This window comes from Luteolibacter sp. Y139, assembly GCF_038066715.1.
Lineage (GTDB): Bacteria > Verrucomicrobiota > Verrucomicrobiia > Verrucomicrobiales > Akkermansiaceae > Haloferula > Haloferula soli.
Window position 1 is genome coordinate 215,268 of the sequence record NZ_JBBUKT010000005.1, and the last position, 21,541, is coordinate 236,808.

At 62.7% G+C, this 21,541-nt stretch carries 17 protein-coding genes; 11 read left to right on the forward strand and 6 right to left on the reverse strand.

The genetic code is table 11. The features are described 5' to 3' along the window. Window positions 1-363 precede the first annotated feature (363 nt). Window positions 364-852 carry an EF-hand domain-containing protein gene (locus WKV53_RS14650; protein WP_341405475.1) on the forward strand — a complete coding sequence of 163 codons (489 nt, stop codon included), beginning with the start codon at window positions 364-366 and terminating at the stop codon, window positions 850-852. A gap of 19 nt (window positions 853-871) precedes the next feature. On the opposite strand, the gene WKV53_RS14655 is transcribed toward WKV53_RS14650, so the two are convergent. Both WKV53_RS14655 and WKV53_RS14660 read right to left on the reverse strand, forming a co-directional pair. Further along, window positions 872-1,111 carry a hypothetical protein gene (locus WKV53_RS14655; RefSeq protein WP_341405477.1) on the reverse strand — a complete coding sequence of 80 codons (240 nt, stop codon included), beginning with the start codon at window positions 1,109-1,111 and terminating at the stop codon, window positions 872-874. Between the two features lie 177 nt (window positions 1,112-1,288). Next, the gene (locus WKV53_RS14660) at window positions 1,289-2,521 is read right to left on the reverse strand and encodes an alpha/beta hydrolase (RefSeq protein WP_341405479.1); all 1,233 of its coding nucleotides are present in this window, start codon (window positions 2,519-2,521) and stop codon (window positions 1,289-1,291) included. A 259-nt stretch (window positions 2,522-2,780) separates the two neighbouring features. On the opposite strand from WKV53_RS14660, the gene WKV53_RS14665 reads away from it, so the two are divergent. Continuing rightward, complete coding sequence (locus tag WKV53_RS14665; RefSeq protein ID WP_341405481.1) at window positions 2,781-3,095, forward strand: hypothetical protein; 315 nt, start codon at window positions 2,781-2,783, stop codon at window positions 3,093-3,095. A 141-nt stretch (window positions 3,096-3,236) separates the two neighbouring features. Here WKV53_RS14665 and WKV53_RS14670 read toward each other — a convergent pair whose 3' ends face one another. Beyond that, window positions 3,237-3,806 (reverse strand): hypothetical protein, encoded by a 570-nt coding sequence (locus tag WKV53_RS14670; protein WP_341405483.1) that lies wholly within the window; start codon window positions 3,804-3,806, stop codon window positions 3,237-3,239. Window positions 3,807-4,244: 438 nt separating this feature from the next. Here WKV53_RS14670 and WKV53_RS14675 point away from each other — a divergent pair, with 438 nt between their 5' ends. From WKV53_RS14675 to WKV53_RS14685, 3 genes are all read left to right on the forward strand, one after another. Continuing rightward, window positions 4,245-4,502 carry a hypothetical protein gene (locus tag WKV53_RS14675; RefSeq protein ID WP_341405486.1) on the forward strand — a complete coding sequence of 86 codons (258 nt, stop codon included), beginning with the start codon at window positions 4,245-4,247 and terminating at the stop codon, window positions 4,500-4,502. Window positions 4,503-4,894: 392 nt separating this feature from the next. After that, window positions 4,895-6,760: a choice-of-anchor tandem repeat GloVer-containing protein gene (locus WKV53_RS14680; RefSeq protein ID WP_341405488.1), complete on the forward strand. Its 1,866-nt coding sequence runs from the start codon at window positions 4,895-4,897 to the stop codon at window positions 6,758-6,760. A 61-nt stretch (window positions 6,761-6,821) separates the two neighbouring features. Continuing rightward, a complete protein-coding gene (locus WKV53_RS14685) occupies window positions 6,822-7,655 on the forward strand; it encodes a TIGR02452 family protein (RefSeq protein WP_341405489.1) in 834 nt (277 codons plus the stop codon). Between the two features lie 22 nt (window positions 7,656-7,677). Here the strand turns inward: WKV53_RS14685 and WKV53_RS14690 are convergent, their stop codons facing one another. Then, entirely contained in the window at window positions 7,678-8,541 is an 864-nt protein-coding gene (locus WKV53_RS14690; RefSeq protein WP_341405491.1) for a hypothetical protein, read from the reverse strand. A 45-nt stretch (window positions 8,542-8,586) separates the two neighbouring features. Continuing rightward, complete coding sequence (locus WKV53_RS14695) at window positions 8,587-9,462, reverse strand: hypothetical protein (protein WP_341405493.1); 876 nt, start codon at window positions 9,460-9,462, stop codon at window positions 8,587-8,589. 139 nt (window positions 9,463-9,601) lie between these two features. Here WKV53_RS14695 and WKV53_RS14700 point away from each other — a divergent pair, with 139 nt between their 5' ends. After that, window positions 9,602-10,039 carry a hypothetical protein gene (locus tag WKV53_RS14700; RefSeq protein ID WP_341405495.1) on the forward strand — a complete coding sequence of 146 codons (438 nt, stop codon included), beginning with the start codon at window positions 9,602-9,604 and terminating at the stop codon, window positions 10,037-10,039. A 498-nt stretch (window positions 10,040-10,537) separates the two neighbouring features. On the opposite strand, the gene WKV53_RS14705 is transcribed toward WKV53_RS14700, so the two are convergent. Further along, on the reverse strand, window positions 10,538-12,088 hold the full coding sequence (locus WKV53_RS14705) for a hypothetical protein (protein WP_341405497.1): 1,551 nt from the start codon (window positions 12,086-12,088) through the stop codon (window positions 10,538-10,540). A gap of 182 nt (window positions 12,089-12,270) precedes the next feature. Here WKV53_RS14705 and WKV53_RS14710 point away from each other — a divergent pair, with 182 nt between their 5' ends. From WKV53_RS14710 to WKV53_RS14730, 5 genes are all read left to right on the forward strand, one after another. Then, window positions 12,271-12,663, forward strand: a complete 393-nt coding sequence (locus WKV53_RS14710) for a hypothetical protein (protein WP_341405499.1) — start codon at window positions 12,271-12,273, stop codon at window positions 12,661-12,663. 33 nt (window positions 12,664-12,696) lie between these two features. Next, complete coding sequence (locus WKV53_RS14715) at window positions 12,697-13,155, forward strand: DUF4279 domain-containing protein (RefSeq protein ID WP_341405501.1); 459 nt, start codon at window positions 12,697-12,699, stop codon at window positions 13,153-13,155. Between the two features lie 57 nt (window positions 13,156-13,212). After that, window positions 13,213-14,445, forward strand: coding sequence for a hypothetical protein (locus tag WKV53_RS14720; RefSeq protein ID WP_341405503.1), 1,233 nt, complete (start codon window positions 13,213-13,215; stop codon window positions 14,443-14,445). A gap of 250 nt (window positions 14,446-14,695) precedes the next feature. After that, a complete protein-coding gene (locus WKV53_RS14725) occupies window positions 14,696-19,411 on the forward strand; it encodes a beta strand repeat-containing protein (RefSeq protein WP_341405505.1) in 4,716 nt (1,571 codons plus the stop codon). 83 nt (window positions 19,412-19,494) lie between these two features. Then, window positions 19,495-21,471, forward strand: coding sequence for an autotransporter-associated beta strand repeat-containing protein (locus WKV53_RS14730; protein WP_341405507.1), 1,977 nt, complete (start codon window positions 19,495-19,497; stop codon window positions 21,469-21,471). Window positions 21,472-21,541 lie beyond the last annotated feature (70 nt).

Here is a 21,541-nt window from a genome sequence, read left to right on the forward strand (position 1 = left end):
AGGGCGCGGGGAGTGGGATGAGGGGAGAAACCGGAAGGAGCGGGCTGCGGGTGAGCCGGGGCCTTCCGGGGTCCGTATCGAGGGCCTGAAAAAAAAGGGACCCCGCCAGTGGTTGAGACCGGCGGGGCCTTGTTCTTTTCCCCCCCCAGGGAAAGGACGGACGTTAGCAATCGGCGCCGAAGTGGCAAGGTGATTAGCGGACATCGAGCGAATGGCAATTTGGCGCTAATTGCGGGAGGGTGGGGTGGTGTTTGTTGGGATTAGCGGTTGATTGCTTTTTAAAAAAAGATTTCAAATGGGGGTGCGCGATTTGTGTCCCGGCCGTAACCGGAGGGGATCGGAATGCGTCAAAAGGACTTTCCAATGAAGACTCTCGTCCTTCCCCTGATGCTGGTGGCGGGGATCTCCCAGGCGGTGCCGCCGGGCGGTCTGACGTCCGCGCCAGCATTCCTGGATGTGAATGGGGACGGGTTAATTTCCGAGGCGGAGCGGCAGGCTTATACGGAATCGCGCGCGAATGCGAATGCGCAGGGGCAGGGCGGCAAGCTCTGGGACGGGAATGGCGACGGGACGGTGGATGAGTCCGAGCGTCAGGTGGCGGTGGCGGAGCTGAAGAAGCGGATGGATACGAAGGTGGCATCGCTCTTCGAAGAGCTGGCGGGTGACGACGGGCTGCTGACGCTGAAGGAATTTTCCACGCTGCCGCGGTTCGACCACAGGCCGCCCCAGGTCGCGGCGAATCTTTTCAGTCACCTGGACACCGATGGGGATGGCGTGGTGACGCTGGAGGAGTTTTTCAAGGAGACGGGGCGGGGAAAGCCGCCGGCGGGGGAGACGGGGCATCCCCGGTGAGGAGCAGCCCTGGGTGCGGCTACCGGACGGGGATCGTCGGGTCGCTTTCGAGGCCGCGCTCGACGACGACGGAGAGGAGCTGTGAGGCGAGGTTTGCCAGCTGTGGCATTTCCCCCGGGTCCATGAGCCACTGGGCCGTGCGCAGCGCTGAGATGAGATCAGCGGTGGTGCTGCGGGGGTGGCGGGACTGGAGATCGGCGATGGTGGCCGAGTTTGCCGCGAGGAAATCCTCGTCCGAGAGAATGGGGAAGATGTGCATGAGATGGCAGCCCTCATCTTGCCGGACTTCCGTCAGATAGGTGGTCAAAAATGATCTGACCTTGGAGTAGTGGATTCCCCGGTAGGGTCGTACGGGGAGACTTGCCTTATCCGTGATCCGGTTGCTCGGGCTGGGCTTTATTCACCGTTTTTCTTCTCGCGGTTCGCGCGCCTGCCTTCAATGGAAGACGAGCTGGGAGAAGTGATAGAGCGCGCTGGCCCAGTGGGCGGGGTCGTGGCCGTGATCGTCGACGTGCCAGAGGTGGGGGACATCGTGTTCCTTTAGGTAGACGTGGACTCCCTTGCTGATGCGGAAGAGGCCGTCCTTGTTCCCGCAGGTGATCATCAGGAGCTTGAGCTTGGGTTTCGCGGCGGCGGGATCGGGGAGGAGTTCGGCGGGGCGCTTGGTATTGGGCGCGGAGGAGAAGGCGCCGATCCATGCGAAGGTGTCCAAGTGGCCGAGGCCGAAGTTCAGGGTCTGGCCGCCGCCCATGGAGAGGCCGGCGAGGGCGCGGCTCTCGCGATCCTGCCGCGTGCTGTAGCGGGACTCGATGGCGGGGATGAGATCGTCTAACAGATCGTGCTCGAAGACGGCGAAGGCGGGCGCTGCCTCCATGCCGGCGCTGGCGCGATCGTCCTTTTGCGCGCGGCCGTTTGGCATGACGACGATCATGGGTTCGGCTTTCTTGTCGGCGATGAGATTGTCCATCATGGCGTCGACCTTGGCGAAGCGCTGCCACTCCGTTTCATCGCCTCCGATGCCGTGGAGGATGTAGAGGACGGGATACTTCTTCTCGGCGGAGTAGCCGGGCGGGGTGTAGATCTGGACCTTGCGGGTGGTGCCGACGGTCTTCGAGGGGTAGTCGATGACTTCCAGTTTGCCGTGGGCGATGCCTTCGCGCGGGGCATTGAAATTGGAGGGCGGAGGCTGGTAGGCGGGTTTGTCCTCGGGGCCGATGTCGTTCTGTTGGCCGGGGGCTGAGGGGATAGTTGGCTCGGCCGGGGTGGATGAGGGCGGCACGGGTCCGCGCGTGGCTTTGAATTCGGATGGTGCGCGGCTGCCGACGGTGCGGGTGAAGGTGATGCCGTCCTCGGCGACGTGACCGGTGTAGGCGATGCCGAGCTTGTTCCCCTGGAATTCGAAGACCTGGGAGAAGCTGATGGAGTCGCCGTCGATCTTGCCTTCCTGGATGGGGGCTTCGCGAGGGGCTCCGTCCAAGAACGCGAGGGTTTTGCCGGTGAGGGCGTTGCCTTCGGCTTTGAGTTCGAACTGGATTTTTTGCCGGCCGCGCGGGCTGTCGAACTCGCCGTGCCAGGTGCCGGTGATGTCGGCGGCGTGGGCGAGGGAGGCGAGGAGGGCTAGGGCGGTCCAAGAGAGGATGACGGCCCGCGTGGGTTTGAGGGACTTCATGGGTGGGATAGAGACAGAAGGGTGGGCTTTTTTCAATAGGGGAAGGGATGGGGGGCGTGGTGGTGGTGCGATCCTGGAGAGGGATTCGATTTTCGAGGGCAGACACCGCTGATGCATCCGAAGAACTGGGACCAAATGTTAGAGTGCGGGGGGGTGATCCCAACAAGGAAGGCAAGAAGGACCTGACTTCATGCAGGGCACTCAGGGATGTTGAGGTTGAAGAAGAACGAGTGCTTGACCGCGCTGCTACTCTCAATCCGTGAGTTTGGTGGTGGAACCAGAAGGGCGCCGGGGATCATTTTGGCTTGGTGCCCTAATTGCCCCAATCGTCATTTTGGTGATTACGCTGGTGCGAGTAGCAAGCCTCGCCTCGGATCATCGGGGGCTTAGCATCCTGGTCATCCTGTGGCTGGGTGCCGTTGAAGCGGGGATCGTTGCGTTCGTATTGTCGGCTATTTCTTGGCTTCGCTTCGAGTTCCGACGGAAGACGGCATTGTTCACCGGCATTCCAGGGGGACTTCTGATGGTTGCGCATATTTTTTGGTTAGAGTTCGTGTATTCGAAACTCTATTGATGCATGGCGTTCTGGTGGTCTCGATGGCTCTTTTCCAGCCGCTTGAAGAGGAAGATGAGCACTGCCAAGGCTCCTGCAATTCCAGCGATCCAAGGCCAGCGAGAAGCGAGAGGATTCTCATGGATGGTAGTGGAATTGTCTTCATTCCATCAAGGGTTCGTCGGCGACTGCGAATCGGAAGGTCCGTTCATCCTTTCGCAGGTGAAAGATGTTGTCCTTGAGGTCGTGAATCCACGCGAAACGCAAGCTGATGAGGCGCGTTCCGCCGGGCCAGTGCCGGACATCGATCCACATGTCGGCGGTGTCTTGGCCGAGCTTGTAAGGACCCACGGCTGCGAGTTTTCCTGTTCTCGTGTCGTAGGAGTAGAGTGTGAATCCGGAGCCCCATGGTTCCGGCCGGTCACCGGATTGAACATTGATGGTAATGACCGGGTGTGGTGCACGGCGCAATTCATTCAGCCGGTCAGTCAGCTCGAGATTCCTATCGGCTACGGGGATGTGTGCCATCGACTGCTCAGAGGCCGCGTCCGAGATCAAACGATAGGGGGTGGATGCGGAGCGATAAAGCGCATCGAGGAAGTGACGGAGTAGATCGATATCCGAGGCGATCATTTCTATGCGCCCCTTTTCATTGGAGCTGGCGGGCGTTTCTGGAGTGGAGACGCAGCCGACGAGTGCGATCCATCCGAACAGCGCGAGTGCGAGTTTCATGTGAAGTGAAATGGATTGGGGTTCTTCGGAAGCCAGAGGCCGTATTGGTCGGAGGAAAGCAACGATTTAGGAAGGGGAGGTGGATCCGCGGGGATACGGCTGATGCCGCCGGAGTGGGACGGTCATCGACGCGCGCTCCATGTGGATGAGATGCGGCGTGGCGAGGGCGGTGAGGTGGATTGTTGTTGCGGGGTGGATTTCCGATAGGGGCTAGGAGGAAGGGCAGAACGCACGGAGTTAGCGGCATATTGCCTTTTGTGCTATTGGGGGAAAATGGGGTGGTTGTTGATCTAGCAGGGGTTTGAGGGCCTTCGGGTGGGTGGCTTTCGGTGTGCTGAAGAGGTTGTCCCCCGAATGAAGCGGCGGGCCTGATGTGAAGTGACGGTCACTCGGGCCCGCCGCTCCTAACACTCCCACTCCTAACCTGTGCCTCCTCCTATGACTTCCCTATCCACCACCTCCACCTCCTCCTCGGAAGCCGATCAAGAGCCATTGCCATCGTGGTGCGGGCCTTTGCTGATGACGTTGAAGCGCGAGTATCCGGAGCACTCGACGGCGACGGTGGCGGATGCGATCCGGCAGGCGCTGGCGCTGCAGCAGGAGTACCGGATGGCGACGCCGGTGACTCATCTGGCAAGCAGGTTCCTGGGCGGAGAAGGATCGCCGCGGAGGCCGATGCCGAGCAACCGGCACTAGGAGCTGCACGAGATTTTCCCGGGGCTGAGAGGCTTGGGGAGCGGTTGTTTTGGTTTCTGCTTTCGAGTGGATCGGGATGGGCACGCTTCAGTTTGTTTTCTTATCGGGGGTGCTTTGGGTGGCGCGGGATTGGCGGGGCTTTGTCACGCGACTTCAGATAGGTCGGACCTTTGGTCCTCGTCCTGATTTGGCGGAGGTTCCCAGGCCTGCGGCCTAGGCTGGTATGGGGCGCGCCGTTGGCGCTGAGGAACGTGGGTTCGCTGTTGGCGCTGGGGATGGCGGGCTCGGTGGTGAAGGGATTGTGAAGTGATGATGAAGAGTGATGATGTGAGGAAAGAGACAGAGAATAAGGGTTGCGCGGGAATGAGGGTGTCGGGCAGGTTGCCGGGAAGATGATGTCGAAGTTGAGTGATCTGGTGGGTCGGTGTTCGGTGGCGGCGGTTTTTGGTTTGGGTGGTGTGGCGTGGGGGCAGGGTTCGCCGCCGCCTGCAGAGTCGCCGGAGCCGGTGTTCGAGGAGATCGGGTCGATGCGGATTTCCTTCATGCCGCTCGATGAGCTGGTGACCCGTGGTGATGGGGCGTTCTATTGTGCGGGGACGTGGAATTGGAACGACTGGGGTTTTGCGATCTTCCGGATCGTGCCGGGGGAGGAGCCGGTGATCATTCATCAGTTCTCGAACAAGGAGGATGCTCAGTCGGCCGTGGAGGGATACAATGCGAGCTCGGGTCTGGTGCTGGGTGCGGATGGGGCGCTGTATGGGTCCTGCATGTATGGCGGGGCGAATGGTTACGGGACGATTTACAGGATTTCGGCGGATGGGGTTTTCAGCGTGGTGCATGACCGGACGGCGGCGACTCCTGGCATGACTCATCTGGTGGCGATGCCGGATGGCAGCCTGTGTGGCGTGGCATCCGATGGCGGGCCGGAGGGCGGGGGAACGCTCTACCGCCTGGATCCGAATGGGGCGCTGACGATCCTGTGTGCCTTCGAGGATATGCCCTTCCCGCCGCCTGAGGTGGGAGAGCAGAGTCCCTACAGGTCTCCGGAGGAGCTGGCTCTGGGTGCGGATGGGAAGCTCTACGGGCGCTTTTACGTGGGCGGTGTGACTTCCCCGGGAGACTTACACCGGAGCTATGGCGGGCTTTTCCGTTATGATGGTCCGGGTGCTTTCACGGTGCTGAAGGAGTTCTCGTTCATGTTCCACCCGGCGTGTGACCTGGTGGCGACGGATGATGGATTCGTGGCGGCGGGGCAATTCTTCATGCATCACCTGGCGTTCGATGGCACGTTCACGGAGAACTACGTGAATCTGAATCCGCTGGGTGATGACCTGAAGCGGCCGATGAACTTGGCCGATGGGATCTATGGCTTGGTGAGGGAATGGTATACGCAGGACCCGCTCCTGTATCGCCATGTGCCCGGCGAGGGGACGACGGTGGTCCATCACTTCAGTGAGGAGTATCGGAACCGCTTCATGAACTTCATGGTGGCGAATGACGGGATGATGTACGGGCTGGCGACAATCCCGCCGGAAGGTGGGGCATCGGCTGCGGTGACGGCTGGGGCGGATGCCAAGGCGGCGGCGAAGGCGAAGAGCAAGAAACCATCGGCAGCGGAGGCGACGCGGTCCTTTCGCATGAAATTCAGCGATGCTCCCGCGAGCTATGTGCCCTCGGCGCAGCCGGATGCGGCGTGGCTGCCGGTGAAGGCGACGGATGGGAAGCGCGAGGTGATCGTGGACGTGCTGAAGAACGATCGCGATGTGGATGGCGACAAGCTGACGCTGACCGGGCTGGGTGCCTGGGAGGGCGATGGCTCGGCGGAAATCATTTCAACGCCGAAGGGGCAGCGCATCCGCGTGATCACCCCGGAGAGTGATCCGAAGAGCCGGCTGCTGACGTATCAGGTCTCGGATGGCCGGGGCACCAGTGCGACCGGTAGTCTGGCGGTGCAATCGCAGGCGGCGGGGACTTTCCGCGGTCAGGCGACAGGCACGGGAATCGCGCCGGCGGAAGTGACGGTGGTGCTGGGCAAGAATCACACGCTGAAGGCGACCGTGGTGCTGGATGGCGTGAGCTATTCCGGCAAGGGGCTGCTGGATGTGGATGACACGGCGGATGTGAGCCTGCGCTCGAAGAGCCGCCAGGGGCTGAACCTGCATCTGGAATACTCGCGTGGCGATAGCCGGAAGGTGAAGGCGACGGTGGTGAAGGATACCGCGGTCCGGACGGGTGATTGTGTGCCGGTGGTGAAGTGAATGGATGAATGGATCAGGGTGGCGAGGACGGTCCGACAGTGGTAGTGGATTGACGAGATTCATGTCACTGAAGGGTAAAGCACAAGAGGTCCTCGCCATCCTTGAGAAGGGTGGCTTCACGAATGCGGCGGGGGAGTGGGTGGAGATCCGCAAGGAGATTGAGGAGGCGGTTTCAGGGACGTGCTTGTACCGACCGGGGGATGCGGGTCGTCTAACAGCTGCTGCTGCCGGGGGGGAGGCGGGCGCTGCTGCGCGGCCGGTGATCGAGGTGACGGCGGAGACGACGCAGATCGCGGCGGCGAGGTTGTGGAGGGAGGGGGTTGAGCAATTGGTGCTGCTGAACTTCGCTTCGGCGCGGAATCCGGGTGGTGGATTTATCAATGGGGCGAAGGCGCAGGAGGAAGATCTGGCGAGGTGCTCGGCGCTGTATGCGTGCCTGCATCCGCAGGTGGAATACTACGAGAGGAATCGTAGCCAGGACTCGATGCTGTACACGGATCACATTCTCTACAGCCCGCGGGTGCCGTGGTTCAGGACGCGGAGCCGGGATGAACCGGGCGAGGTTTTCCTGGCGTCCGTGATCACGGCGCCGGCACCGAATGCGGGGCAGGCATTGCTGCGCGGAGATACGCTGGAGGAGATCGAGGAGGCGCTGGTGCGGCGCGCCGGGATGGTGCTGGGGGTGGCGCGGGATCAGGGGCACCGGGAGCTGCTGTTAGGCGCATGGGGGTGCGGGGTCTTTCGCAATGATCCGGGGATGGTGGCGGGGGCTTTCAAGAGGTGGCTGGATGGGCCGGTGTTTGCGGGGGCTTTCGATCGGGTGGTGTTCGCGGTGTATGATCCGACGGAGGATCAGGGGATTTACCGGGCGTTTCAGGAGGTGTTAGGGAGGTGAGGGTGCGGGGGCGCGGGGGCTTTCACTCGCTCTGCGGTTGCTTCAGGAGGTAGTGAAAGTGGGGCTGCCAGGCGTCGGGCTTGGGGTCGTAGAGGCTGATGGATCCGGAGGAGGACTGGCCGCCGAGGAGGGTCACGCCGCGTTCGTCGGTCATGTAGGTGCCGTCTTCGTTTTGATTCACGCTGGTGGTGAAGTTGTACATGGCTTCGAAGGTCCTGCGGAGCTGGGGGGGCATGTTTTCGGGGATGGAATCCTTACGCGGGGTGAGGGTGTAGCGGACGTGGCGTGGGTGCAGGAAGCCATCGCAGGCGGCGCCAGCGGATGACTGCAGGACGGCGGCGACGTCGGGGCCGAGTTCCTTGCGGAGGGCTTCGATGTAGGATTCCTTCTGCCGGGCTGCGAAGGCGGGGTCGGCGGGGAGGTCGAAGACGATTTCGTCCGCGGTGCTCTTGACCATCTTGAGGGTGGCTTGCTCGTGCTGCTGGCGCTGCTGGAGTTGGTCGCGGCCGATTTGCTTGAGGGTCTCGAACTGGTCGTCGGTGAGGTCGAGGAATTCCTTCACCTTCTCCTCGGGCATGAGGGTGTCGCCATTGATGGAGACGCCGTTCACGACGAGGTCGCCCTTGCTCATCATGGCGACGATGCGGCGAGAGAAATTTTTCTCGGGGGTGGGGACGGAGTCGGTATTGGCGGTGCGGGGTTTGGATTTGGTGTTGGTGGCGGAGGGGTCGCTGGAGGAAGAGGCGTGGGTGTCGTGGCTGGCGGTGGAGGGAGAGGAGGTGGTGTCGCCGGTGTTGGTTGCCTTGGAGGATTGGCCGGTGAGGTAGCCGAGGGTGAAGCCGCCGAGGCCGGTGATGGCGAGGAGGAGCAAGGGGGCTTTTTTCATGGGGTGGCTTCTAACAGGTTCTTCGACGGGCCAGCAAGGGTAGCCTTATTTCTGCGGGTTCTGCTCCTGCTGCCAGAGGTAGTAGTAGCGGGCGAAAAAGGGGTCGGGCTGGTTGATGTTGGTGGTGCCCTTCAAGCCTTGGATGCCCGGGAGGGTGACGCCCCGCTCATCGGTCATGAAGGTGCCGTTGTCGTTTTGGTTCACGCTGACGGTAACGTTGCGGATGCCCTCGATCATGGCGCGGGCATCCGGGGCCAGGTTTCCTTCGACGGCGGCATATCTGGGGTCCCGGGCGAGGGTGAGTTGGACGTGGCGGGGGGCTTGATATTCGGCGTAGGCCTGGGCGATGGAGGTCTGAAGGACGGCTGCGACATCGGGGCCGAATTCCTTGCGGATCTTTTCGGTCAAGGCGGCGGTCTGGGTGGCCTGGAAGTCGGGGTCGGCGGGGATCTCGCAGATGAATTCGCCTTCGGACACTTTGAGGACCTTGGTGATGGATCGCTCGTGCTCTTGCTCGGCTTGCAATTGATCGCGGCCGATCTGCTTCATGGTCTCGAGCTGGTCATCGGTGAGGTCGAGGAATTCCTTCACCTTGTTATCGGGCATGAGGCTGTCGCCATTGATGGAGACACCGTTCACGGAGAGCTCGCCCTTGCTCATCATGGCGACGATGCGGCGGGAGAAGTTTTTCTCGGGGGAAGGGATGGGGTCGGTGTTTTGGGGGCGGGGTTTGGATTTGGTGTTTGTGTTGGTGGGGGATGGGTCGCTGGAGGATGAGGCGTGGGCGGAGTGGTTGCTTGTGGAGGGAGACGAAGAGGTGTCGGCGGTGCTGCTGGTCTTGGAAGATTGGCCGGTGAGGTAGCCGAGGGTGAAGATGATCAAGGCGGCGATGATGGTGAGGAGGATGCGGCCTTGTTTCATGAGGTGTCTTCTAGCGGCTCGCCGGCGGGTGCGACAAGACGAAGGAATGGGTGCGGGGAGTTTGCCTTGCCTGGTTCTTTCGGTCTTTCCTCGGGTTTCCGGATGGGGTGGAGTGTGGGGCTAGGAATTGATCGGAATCGTGATGTCTCGCAAACGCCGTGTCTGGATGGTCGTGCTCGTGCTCGCTGCGCTATTGCTGGCGGGTGGGGTTGAAATTTGGAGGCAACGTCTGGTGGTGGAGCGGGAGGATCGTGAGGCTTACTTTGTCACGATTCATTTTCTGGCTGCTGCTGCGGCGGGAGAAGGTGAGGATGCGCCGAAGGATCTGGAGGAGGTGTTCAACGGCTCCGCGGGCAAGGGGGGGGGTGCGGTGCTGATGAAGCACTTTCCGGATGGGCTGGTTTACAAGGCGGATGGGGAGTCATTCACGCTGGAGGAACCGAGGGTGCGATATGTGTCGCTGTGGAAGAAGGATCGCTTGATCGGGACGGACAAGAGGTGGCCGCGGTGGGAGGGTTCGGGAGAGTATGCGCGGAAGTTTGCGGGGCAGGAGGTGCCGGGGAGTGGGTATGAGTGAGGGGGGGAGGTTAGTTTTCAGTTTTCAGTTTTCAGTTTTCAGGAAGAGGCTTGGGGCTGGTGAGGAACGGGGGAGCGGGCTTGCGGGGTCGCTGCGGGACGCGGGGGAGGAGGGCCGTGGCGTGCACTCGAGAGCTGCAGATGACCGCAGCAGTCCGAGGGCCTGCGGCTGTCATGGGGCGGAGGTGTTAGGTGGAGGGGTGACCTTCGGGGTGCTTCTCCGCAGCAGGGCTGCTGGCTTTGAGCGGCAGCAGCGCTGCCGCAGTCCGGGGTCTGCCGACGGCTTAGGCGGAGGTGTTAGAGGAGGCGAGGGCCGGGGGATTGGCTCATGCCGCGAGACGCCGGAAGGACGCAGTCCTTCCGCTACGAAAAGAGGAGAGGGCTCGGACTGGGGTGGATGCTTCGTGCCGTCCCCAGCCGGACCTTTCGGAGAAAGGTCCCTGCCTTGGCCTTGATTGCCCTGGCTTGATGGTCCTTGCCTTGAGGGTGCTGTGCTACACTACGGCGTGGTGGCTGTGAGGCGGAGGTAGAGGCGGGGCTTGCCGGTGGTGGAGACGGTGAAGACGTTCTCGGGAAGGGTGCCGGTGTTGGGGACGGGGGACCAGCTGCCGGGCTGGAGGGTGGTGCTGTATTCGACGCCGTGGAGGAGGCCGGCGATGTCGGCGGGCGGGGTGAAGCGGAGGGTGATCTGGTCGCCGGTGCGCTCGGGGGTGGGGAGTTGGCCGGCGCTGTTTTGCTTGGGATCGAGGCCGAAGGCGAACTCGATGAGGTTGGGGAGGCCGTCGTGGTCGAAGTCGTTTTGATCGGCGGTGTCGCCGGTGTTCGAGGCGGTGCCGAAGTGGGTTTGGCGCCAACCGGTGATGGTGGTGCCGGTGCGTTGGAAGATGAAGCTGACGCGGGCGAGGCGATCGGTGCCGAAGGGGGTCTTGGTGAGGAGCTCGAGGGTGTAGAGGCCGTCGGTGGGGAGGAAGGCGCTGTAGTCGGTTACGACGATGGTGCGATTGGCGGGGACGCTGTCGTTGATGACGACGCTGGAGCCGGGGATGGTGGTACCGAGGAGGCCGGTCTGGGGTGCGCCCTTGTAGATGTGTGCCCAGGTGGTGGAGCTGGGGTAGAGGTCGTTCAGCTGGAAGGTGAGCTGGGGGACGCTGGCGCTGATGATTTGGCCCTGGGAGATGCCGGTGATGGTGGCGTCGGCGACGGGCCAGATTTGGACGAGTGCGGAGTCGAGCTGGGAAGCAGGTGTCTGGGCGTCCGCCACGGAATGGATGGTGAAGCGTTCTTCGCCACGGACCTTCGCGCGATTGGCGCCGGGGATCTCGGTGGGATTGATGACGATGGTGGATGTGCCATTGCTCGTGATCGAAGACTGGGATTGGAGAGTGGCTTGGGTGCGGTCAAGCGGATCGCCGATGCCAGTCGCTCCGTAGGACTGTACGTGGCGGCTCAGGGTGACGCCCTTGGCTCGCTCCGGAGCACCCGGGTCGGAAATGACGCCGCTGATTTTGAGCTCCACGGAGAAGGGGCGGTCGGCGCGCGTTCTCGGCATCACGGCGTAGGTGGTGTCCTGGGTGCGGATGGTCACCGTGGTGATGGGCAGGTTAAGATCGCAGGCAGTGGAGTCTAACAGATAGGGGACGGGCGGTGATCCGTTCTTGACGGCCCAGAGTTCAAACGCGGCCCCGTTTGGATTGATGGAGAGCGCGGAGAGACTCTCTCCTTCGGGGGCGAGGTCCGTCATGTCCCATGTCACGGGCGGAGACCAAAACTGTTTCTGCCGGATGAAGAAGGTGTAGTCGGCGGCATTCTCGCTGGCCGGGAGTTTGACCGACCATGTGAGGTTGGGCTTGGTGCCCGGTTGGACGATGACCGGAATAGCGGTCAGATTTCCCACCAGGAAGGGAGGAGGTATGGGCACGGGAGGTGAGGAGCGCGCGGGGAGGGTGAGGAAGAGGAATGCCATCGCGATCGCCGCCACGATGTGGGTGGCTACGGTGGTGCGGGCGTTCCGGGCGGGCGGGTGTGCGGCCGGCTGGGCAGTGTGTGACATGTAAGGGTGCGGGTGGGTGCGTGGGAGATGTTGATATTTGGTATCTCCCGGTCGAGTTGATTCCGCGGGCGGATTTGCCATGTCGGGAGGGAGGGAATCGGGGCTTTCATTCTGCTGCCTGGAGTGCTCAATGGCCTTCTGCCTGGCGTCCGCAGCGAGACACGATGTGGAGCGTTTCACCCATGAAATACCTTTTACTTCCCGCTGCTCTTTTTGTGCTGGTCGGTTGTGGTCCGCGTGGGACGAGCAAGGCGGATGTGGATGCGGCGGCGGCGCAGGATGATCCGGCGAAGCTGGTGCTGGAGACGAAGGAGGAGGGCCACCGGTGGGCGTTGCTGCCTTCGAAGATCCAGACGGGGATCCTGACGCTGGGGGATGGGGAGCAGGTGAAGTATTGGTTCAAGTCGCGTCATCTTGGCAATGATCTCGGGCACACGAGGTTCCAGTATGGGGATGGAAGCGTGGGTCATCTGGAGGGGTATTTTTGCTGCGAGGTGGAGGTGCCGAAGGAGCGGTTGGGGAATCGGGAGGCGTTGAAGAAATTCATCGCGGCGCATGATGGGGAGGAGCCTTGAACTCGGTGACGGGGAAGGCAGGGTTTTCGGCCGATGATGCGCATCCAGACGCCCTATAATCCGGAGTATGCGACCTGTGCCTACACGCATGCGTGGCTGCGCATCATGTCGGAGACGCTCGATCCTGATGCGGTGACGGGGGTGATGGGAGTGCAGCCGACGGAGACGCAGCGGGCGGGAGATCCGAGGCCCACGAAGCCGGACCGAACGTATAAGAAATCAGGATGGTGGATTTCCTCGAGCGGTGTGCTCACGAGCCTGGATGCGCGGGAGCATCTGGACTGGATCCTTTCCAAGCTGGATGGCTGTGATGCCGCTTTCGAGAAATTGCACGCGGAGGGGCACTTGATCGATCTGTGCGTCCGCTGGGATTCCAGGTGGGGGCATGGTGGGCCGACGATTTCGCCGGTGCAGATGAGGCGGCTGGCGGAGCTGCAGATCGAGCTGTGGTTTGATGTTTACTTCGACGGTGCGGATGAGGAGAAGGGATAGTCCGCTTGGTTTATCTAACAAAAGCTGCCGATGATTCCTTCCCGTCGATTCAGGCCAGTGACCCTTGTGGTTGCGGTTGGGTTGTTGCTTTTGGCGGCATTGTGGCTGGTGCCGGGGGCGAGGGGGCTTTGGGGTGGTGGGGCGGATGGTGGGAGGGAGGCCGGGGCGAAGGGTGAGGCTGGGGAGAGTGTGGCGGGCGATGCGGCGCGGAGGCGGGTGAGGGAGCGGCCGGCGGCGATGGATAAGGCGCAGCGGCTGTTGAGGGGCTTGCTGGTGGCGCAGGGTGCGGTGAAGGGTGCGGTGCCGAATAAAATCGATGTGGATCGGTTGGAGGAGCTGCGTGCGGAGTTGGATCGCTTGGAGACGGATGAGCTCATCGCGGTGTTGCGCGAGCTGGATGCTTCGGATGCTGACAAGTCGGCGAAGGTGCAGCTCGGCATTTTCATCGCGGGTTCGCTGGGGCGACGCGATCCGCGGCTGGCGTTGGATACTTTCGTGGGGCGGATTTCCGTGAGTCCCCAGGTGATACTGGCGCAGCTGAGCGCGATCTATGGTCGCTGGATTGCGAACGATCCGGATGATGCGGTTGGGTGGTTTGAGGAGCAGGCGGGGAAGGGGGCGCTGGCCGTGGTGGAGGTTGGGAGGCTGCAGATCGATCCGCGGATTTACTTCGAGTCGCAGTTGGTGCGAGCGCAGGCGTATCGTGATCCGGAGGCGGCGGGGGCTCGCCTGGCGGCGATGCCGGAGGAGGTGAGGCAGAGGTTGCTCAGCGACGACTGGTTCTCGAGCGCCTCGCCGCAGCGGGCGAAGGCGGCGGCTGCCTTCTTGCGCGAGAACTCGGGAGATGGGGATGCGGCCGCGGTGATTGCGAAAGCTGCCAGCAAGCGCGTGGCTCAGGGGGATCTGGCATACGCGGCGGATTTCCTGAGTCAACTCGAGCCGATGCCGGAGGAACGCGCAGCGATCGTGGGTGAGGCGCTGCGGGTGCGGGTGAGTGGGAATGATGAACTGACGATCACGCCGGAGGAGGCGCGGAAGTGGATCGTGGAGCAGTCACTGGAGCAGGCGGATCGTCTCACGGGGACGATGCTGGGGCAGATGGTGGAGTGGCATGATTTCTCCGAGATGTCGCGGCTGGCGATGGAGTATGATGAGGAGGGTGGGTCGGATGAGGTGCTGGTGGCGTTCTTGAAGAGCGCGCCGGCGAGTGCGAAGGAGGAGATTTTGAAGCTGGCGGAGAAGATTGAGGATGCGGGGGTGCGGAAGGAGGTGGCGGGGAGATTCAAGTGAGAGCTATCTAACAAATATGTCACCGTGGGGTCCGCGAGCTTGCGGCGCTGGAGGAGGCGGGGCATTCTGGGTCAGGGAGTTGTCTTTCCGGGAGGGGTGTTTTCGGAAAGTTGCATGCAAACCTACCGGTCCGGGTAACGATTTTGTAAATACAGGGGATTTACAAAAAACGCTTTCAAGGGCTGAGGGATGCGATATGGATGGGTTCGTGAAACCGAGTTCTTCTCTCCCCGGGTTTTGTTTTCATATCATGGGATCGATCGTCCTGATGGGGATGGTGATGCCGGTGGAGGGGGCGAGTTTGTATTGGGACGGGGCTTCGAGCGGTGCGGATGCGGACGGGGGAACGGGGTCGTGGACGACGGGAGGGGCGGCGAATTGGGATACTGCGGCGATGGCTGGGAGTGATGTGTCGTGGACCGATGGATCGGAGGCGGTGTTCGGGGGGACGGGTGGCGTGGTCGCGGTGTCGGGGATGGTGGGCGCGGGTTCGCTGACGTTCAACTCGCCGGGGTATCGCGTGACGGGTGGCGGGACCTTGACGCTGAGCGGGACGCCGGTGATCGCGACGGGCGCGAATGATGTGACGCTGGAGCCGGTGATCGCGGGCTCGGCGGCGATTTCGAAGACGGGCACGGGGGGGCTGACACTGGGCGGTGCGAATGGTTTCAGCGGTGCCTTCACGATCGCTGCGGGTACGGTGAAGGCGGGGAGTGCGGGTGCGTTTGGGACCACTGCGGGCGCTACCACGATTTCCTCCGGAGCGACGCTGGATGTGAATGGCCAGGGTCTGGGCAGTGAGGCTTTCAAGGTCTCCGGAGCGGGCGTGGGTGGCGCGGGGGCGATCGTGAATACGGGGGCTGCGGCCCTTAGCGCGATTTCAGGGGTGACGATGACTGGTGCGACGACGATCGGCGGCACGACGAACTGGAGCACTGCGGCCAACTCCACGATCGCGATGGGCGGCTCTACGCTGACGAAGGTGGGTGCGAACGAGATCGGGCTGAGCGCGACGTTTAGCACGCCGGGGAACATCGATATCAAGCAGGGGACGCTGACTCTGGATGCGAGAATGGGGGGATCGACGACGAATACGGTGACGGTCCGCAGCGGGGCGACGCTGGGGACGAACGGATGGGACCGTGTGTATTCGTGGAGTGCGATCCTTGAGGCGGGGACGACGTGGCGGACTGGTGGGAATCCTGCCAGTGCGCTGTTCTGGACCGGTCCCATCAGCATTGCGGGGGCGACCACCTTCGACGCGCAGGGCAGCGACGCGCACATGAGCACCGAGGGTGTCATTTCGGGTGCCGGCTCCGTGATCAAGACCGGCACCGGCTCCGTGACCTTCTCCAAGGTCAATACCTACACCGGTGGCACCACGGTGAATGCCGGCGAGCTGAGGCTGAACGCTTCTTCGAACGGTGCCGGAACGGTGCGTGGGCCCGTGACGGTGAACGCGGGAGCCACCCTCACTTTGTACTATGCGGGCTCGCTTGGCAGTACGACGGGCGCGCGCGTCAACCCGCTGAATGTGACGGGCGGTCTGTTGTACAACCTTTCCGGCGGCATGACCGCGCCTCCGGTCCTGAATCTAACAGGAAGCAGGGTGGAGACACATTCGGGCAGCTACTCGATGAGTTGCGATGCGGTGGTGAACAGCCTGGCGGCCGCCGTGCCCTCGGTGATCGACGGCAATGTTTATCTGAGCTCCGGCAATACGGGGAGCACCTCGGTTTTCAATGTGGCTGATGGTGAGGCGGTGGAAGACCTGCGGATCGAGGGCCGGATTGCGGGAGCCTACGCGGCGAATGGGATGACCAAGCGCGGCAGCGGGACGATGTCAGTGAACGGGCAGGTGACTTATCAGGGGCCGACGCTGGTGGAGGGAGGGACGCTTTTGTTAGAAAGTCCGGAGGATCAGCTGAAGGATTCGGCGGTGACGGTGTCCGCGGGGGCTTGCTTCGGGCTGATGGCCGGGGGCAAGACGGTGGCGAGCATCGCGGCGAAGGGTGGGAGCGCGCTGGTGCTGCCTGCTCTAACAAGTGGTGCGACGGTGGTGACGGGTGCGCTGGACCTGGGGAGCGGGAATATTTCGATCCGGCCGATGATCGGGCCGGATGCGACGCCGGGTGTCTATGATTTGATCACGGCGGGGAGCATCACGGGCAGTGGTGTGCCGGTGGTGGATTTCAACAGTGTCTTCGGCGCGACGCGGGCGACCGGCAGCGTGGCGGTGGTTGGCAACAAGCTGCGGCTGATTCTCACGAAAACGGGCAGCAGCGGACTGGTGTGGAACAATGCGAGCGCGGGTGGTGCTACAAATGGCAGCTGGGACATGGTGCTGGCGAATTTTTCCAACGGGATGGTCAACGATCGCTTCCGCTCGTATGATTCGGTGACCTTCGACGATTCGGTGGCAGCGGACAGCGCGAAGACGATCACGCTCGGCACGGTGCTGGCACCGGCGCGGATGACGGTGAACAATTCGAACGGGGACTACACCTTCAATGGCAGCGGCCGGCTGACGGGCGTGGGCACGCTGGTGAAGACCGGCAGCAGCAAGCTCACCCTGGCGGGGCAGGACAGCTATAAGATGAGTGGCCCGATCGTGGCGGGCGGTGGCGTGCTGCATTTCGACGACAAGTCGCAGATCTCGGCGAGCTCGCTGGTGGTGAAGTCCGGTGCGACGATCGATCCCGCGACGATCGCCACGGGCCCGATGGAGCTGCAATCCGGCACGGTGAAGGCGAAGCTGACGGGAAGCGCGTCGTGGACGAAGACGACGGCGGACACGGTGAGCTTGACCGCTGACAATTCCCTCAGCGGTCCGGGAACGGTGACGGCGGGTCATTTGGTCGTTGGAGATTTGAATGTTCCGGGTTGGTCGGGTGAGATCGGCCCGGGGCCGGTGGTGATTTCCAATGGGGCGGCCCTGTCCTTTGGCGGCCTGGGCTCCCGCAATGTGATGAATTCCTTCAGCGGCAGCGGCAGCCTCAATTTCCGCGGCCCGAGCAGTGACTCGTTCGGAGGCTCCTACTTCTACCTTGGTGGGCGAAACGATGACTTCAGCGGCCCGGTGGCAGTGAGGGATGCGACGCTCGTGGCGAACTTTACGGGGATGCTGGGCAGCGGGCCGGTTTCTCTAACAGGCCGCGCGCAGCTGCGGGCGGGTCGAGCGACGGTGGCGAACGCGATCACGCTCACGCCGGTGGGAAGCTCGGTAGGAAGCCTCAGCCTGTCGAATACCACGCTGGGTGGTCCGATCACCTTGCCTGGTGGGGTGACGACGGCGATTTACGGTCCTGACTCCTCGGCCTCCAACACCAACAGCACCATCAGCGGTCCGATCGGTGAGTCGGGCGGGCCTGCTTCGATCCGGATGGATTCTTTCACCACGACGAATTCATTCACGCTGTCGGGGGCGAGCACTTACACCGGGGCGACCACGATCGGGGCGAACGTCACGATGAAGCTGACGGGGAGTCTGGGAGCCACGGCGGTAACGGTGGGAGGAGCGTCCGTGCTGGAAGGCAACGGGGTGATCGGCAGCGGTGGCTCGCTGACATTCGCCAGCGGGGGTATTCTGAGGGTGAGTCCGTCCGGTGGCGTGCTGACGGTGAATGGCAATGTGAATCTCGGCCCCAAGGCTACGATCGCGGTGAACGTGACGCCGGGGACGGTGATCACCGGCCCGATCCCGGTGCTGAACTACACCGGCACGCTGACGGGTGGTGCGGCCAACCTGACGATGGATGCGCCGAACCTGTACCGGAAGGCGTCGTTTGGTTTCCCGCCGGGCCAGATCACCGTGGATCTCGAGAACAAGGCGCTGGTGTGGAAGCGGGCGAATGGTTCGTGGGACTCCACCACGAGCAAGAACTGGAGTACCAGTGATGCGGGCACGGTCTCGGACTATTTCTACAAGGGTGACAGCGTGCTCTTCAACGACAGCGGCCCGGGTGGCCTCGTCAGCGGGCAGGAGGTAGTGTGGCCCTCGGCGGTGGTGGTGGATAATGCGGCGAAGAGCTATCAACTCGACGCGACGATCTTCGGGCCGTGTTCGCTGATCAAGCGGGGGAGCGGCGTGATGTATCTTTCCAGCTACAATGCCTATAGCGGCGGGACGATCGTGGAGGGCGGTCGATTTGAAGTGGGAGGCTCGGTGGGAAGCGGGCCGGTATCGATCGCGGCGGGTGCCGAACTGGGCGGGAACCAAGGCGCGCTGGAATGTCCGGTGACGATCGCGGGCATGCTGGATCCCGGGTTCTCCCAGGTAACGGTGCCGGGTGGCTGGGGGATCGGCTACCTGACGACCCGCTCGCTCACCCTGTCCGGCAACTACCGCTGCCAGCTTGAGTCGATCGCCTGTGACTTGGTCCAGGTCCAGGGAGATCTGAATCTAACAGGATCGACCCTGACGGTGGTGCCGGTCTCGCAGTCGGGCTTTCCCGATCCCTGCATCATCGCCACTTACTCGGGGAATCTCCTTGGGCGCTTCGCTGCGATAAGCGGCGTGCCGGAGGGCTACGGGGTGAAGTATGATACGGCGACGAAGCGGATCCTGATCGTCCGCACGAGCTACGCCAATTGGATCGCGAGTCAGCCGGGTGTGGTCGATACGACGAACGATGGCGATCCGGATCGCGACGGGATTCCGAATCTGGTGGAGTATGTGGTGGGCGGGAATGCGGGCGCGAGTGATCCGGGGATCTTGCCGACGCAGGAGATCCAGGGAGACCATCTGATCTTCCGCTACAAGCGCAGCGATGCCTCGCGCACGACGACGACGCAGACGGTGCAGTGGAGCCACGACATGAAGGTGTGGACGGACATCCCTGTCCCGGTGACGAGTGCGCCGCCGGTGGTGGTGGTTCCCGATGGCAACCAGCAGGATGACATCACGGTGACGATCCCGCGTGCTCCGGGGTGCATGTACGTGCGGCTGAGGGTGACGCAGCCGTGAGTGCGGGGTTTGTGCCTATGTATTCACAACGATTTCACCAGGATGTTTTTGTCTCCAAGATATACCCGTGTATGAGTGACTTCATGAGACCCAGCCGTTCTCTTCCCGCGGTCTTTTTCCGTATCGTGGGTCTGGTCATCCCGATGGGGATGGTGATGCCGGTGCAAGCGGTGAGCTTGTACTGGGATGGTGCCTCGACCGGGCCGGATGCGGATGGGGGCGCGGGGACGTGGAGCACGGGGCCGGCGGCGAATTGGGATACGGCCGCGACTGCGGGCGATCAGGCTCCGTGGACGAATGGCTCGGACGCGGTCTTCGGGGGGACGGGCGGAGTGGTGACGGTGTCGGGCACGGTCAGCGCTGCCTCGCTGACGTTTGATGCACCATCGTATAGCCTTACCGGCGGGACGGTGGCGCTGGCCGGCGCGGCGGTGATCGGTACGGGAGCCAATGATGTGACGCTGGCCCCAGTCATCTCAGGGACGACGATTTCCAAAACGGGCACGGGGACGCTGACGATGGCGGGGAGCAATACCTTCACCGGCGGCTTCACGATTTCCGAAGGGACGGTGAAGGCGGGAAGTAGCAACGCCTTGGGCGATATGGCGGGTGTGACGACCATTTCCCCCGGAGCGACGCTGGACGTGAACGGCCAGGATTTCGGCCGCAAACAATTTTTCGTCTCGGGCACGGGCGTGGGCGGAGCAGGAGCGATCGTGAACACCGGCGCCGCCGCTCTGAACGCGATCGAGAGCTTGACGATGGCCGGTGCCACGACCTTGGGCGGGACGGGGAACTGGAACCTGGTTCCGGGTTTCTCGCTGGCGATGGGAGGGTTCACGCTGACGAAGGTGGGCGCGAATGAGATCGGGCTGAAGGCGCTGGTGAATACTCCGGGCCACATCGATGTGAAGGAAGGCACGTTCAGCTTCCTGAGCAACAACATCGGCGGATCGGCGGCGAATACGGTGACGGTCCGGACGGGAGCGACGCTGGGCATGACGGAGAGTTCGACCAGTCGCGCGTGGAAGGCCATCCTCGAGGCCGGAACGACGTGGCGGGGGAGTCCGGCCGCGGGCTACGATGCGAAGTGGAGCGGTCCGGTGAGCATCGCGGGGGCGACTACCTTTGACGTGCCGGGGATCAACAAGCCGATGGTCCACAGTGGCATCATCTCGGGTTCCGGTTCGGTGACGAAGACCGGCGCGGGGATTTGGACGATTAGCGGGGCCAACACCTATACCGGCGGTACGACAGTGACGGGAGGGACGCTGCAAGTCACTTCCTCTTCCGCACTGGGTAGCGGGCCGGTGGTAGTTGCTGCCGGAGGAACGCTCTCCGGCAATAGCTCGATCCCCGGCGCGGTGACGATTGCCGGTGCGATTGATCCCGGGGTGAGCTACCAGGCCGGGATCTTGACGCTGGGCCCGACCATTCTCTCTGGCACCTACCGGTGCACGATCGGATCTTCCGACAAGCTGGTGGTGAATGGAGACCTGGATTTGACCGGTGCCACGCTGGATGTGTCGATCGGGCCCGGGAGCTATTCCGGCGCGCAAGTCATCCTCAGCTATACCGGCACGGTCACGGGCAGCTTTTCCGCGCCGGGTGTGACGGCCAACGGCCTGGTGCTGCAGCACGATGTGGCGAACAAGCGGTTCATCGTCAGGCCGAAAGTCTACGAGGAGTGGATCGCGAGCTTTCCTGGTCTGGTAGATCCCTCGCAGGATGGCGATCCGGATGGCGATGGATTGCCGAATCTGGTGGAGTACATGCTCGGCGGAAATCCGGCCTCCTTTGAATCCCAGATCAGGCCAAAGATGAGCTACAGTGGTGGCCAGCTTGTCCTCAGCTTCTCACGCAGTACTTTCTCGGTAATTGACACCACCCAGATCGTCCAGTGGAGCCAGGACCTGGTGCATTGGAACGACCTGCCGATCTTCAACGACCCTGGAACCGGGGAAACCTTTGAGTTCAATCCGGGAGCGGAGAAGATCACGATGAGCTTTCCGGGTGACCTTGGGCGCTTTTACGTGCGGCTGAAGGTGACGAAGCCGTGATGGTGTGGTGGGTGGAGGTGCGTTTGTGAAGCGCCGGGGGTCTCACGATGCGGCTTGTTGCCGCCAAAGT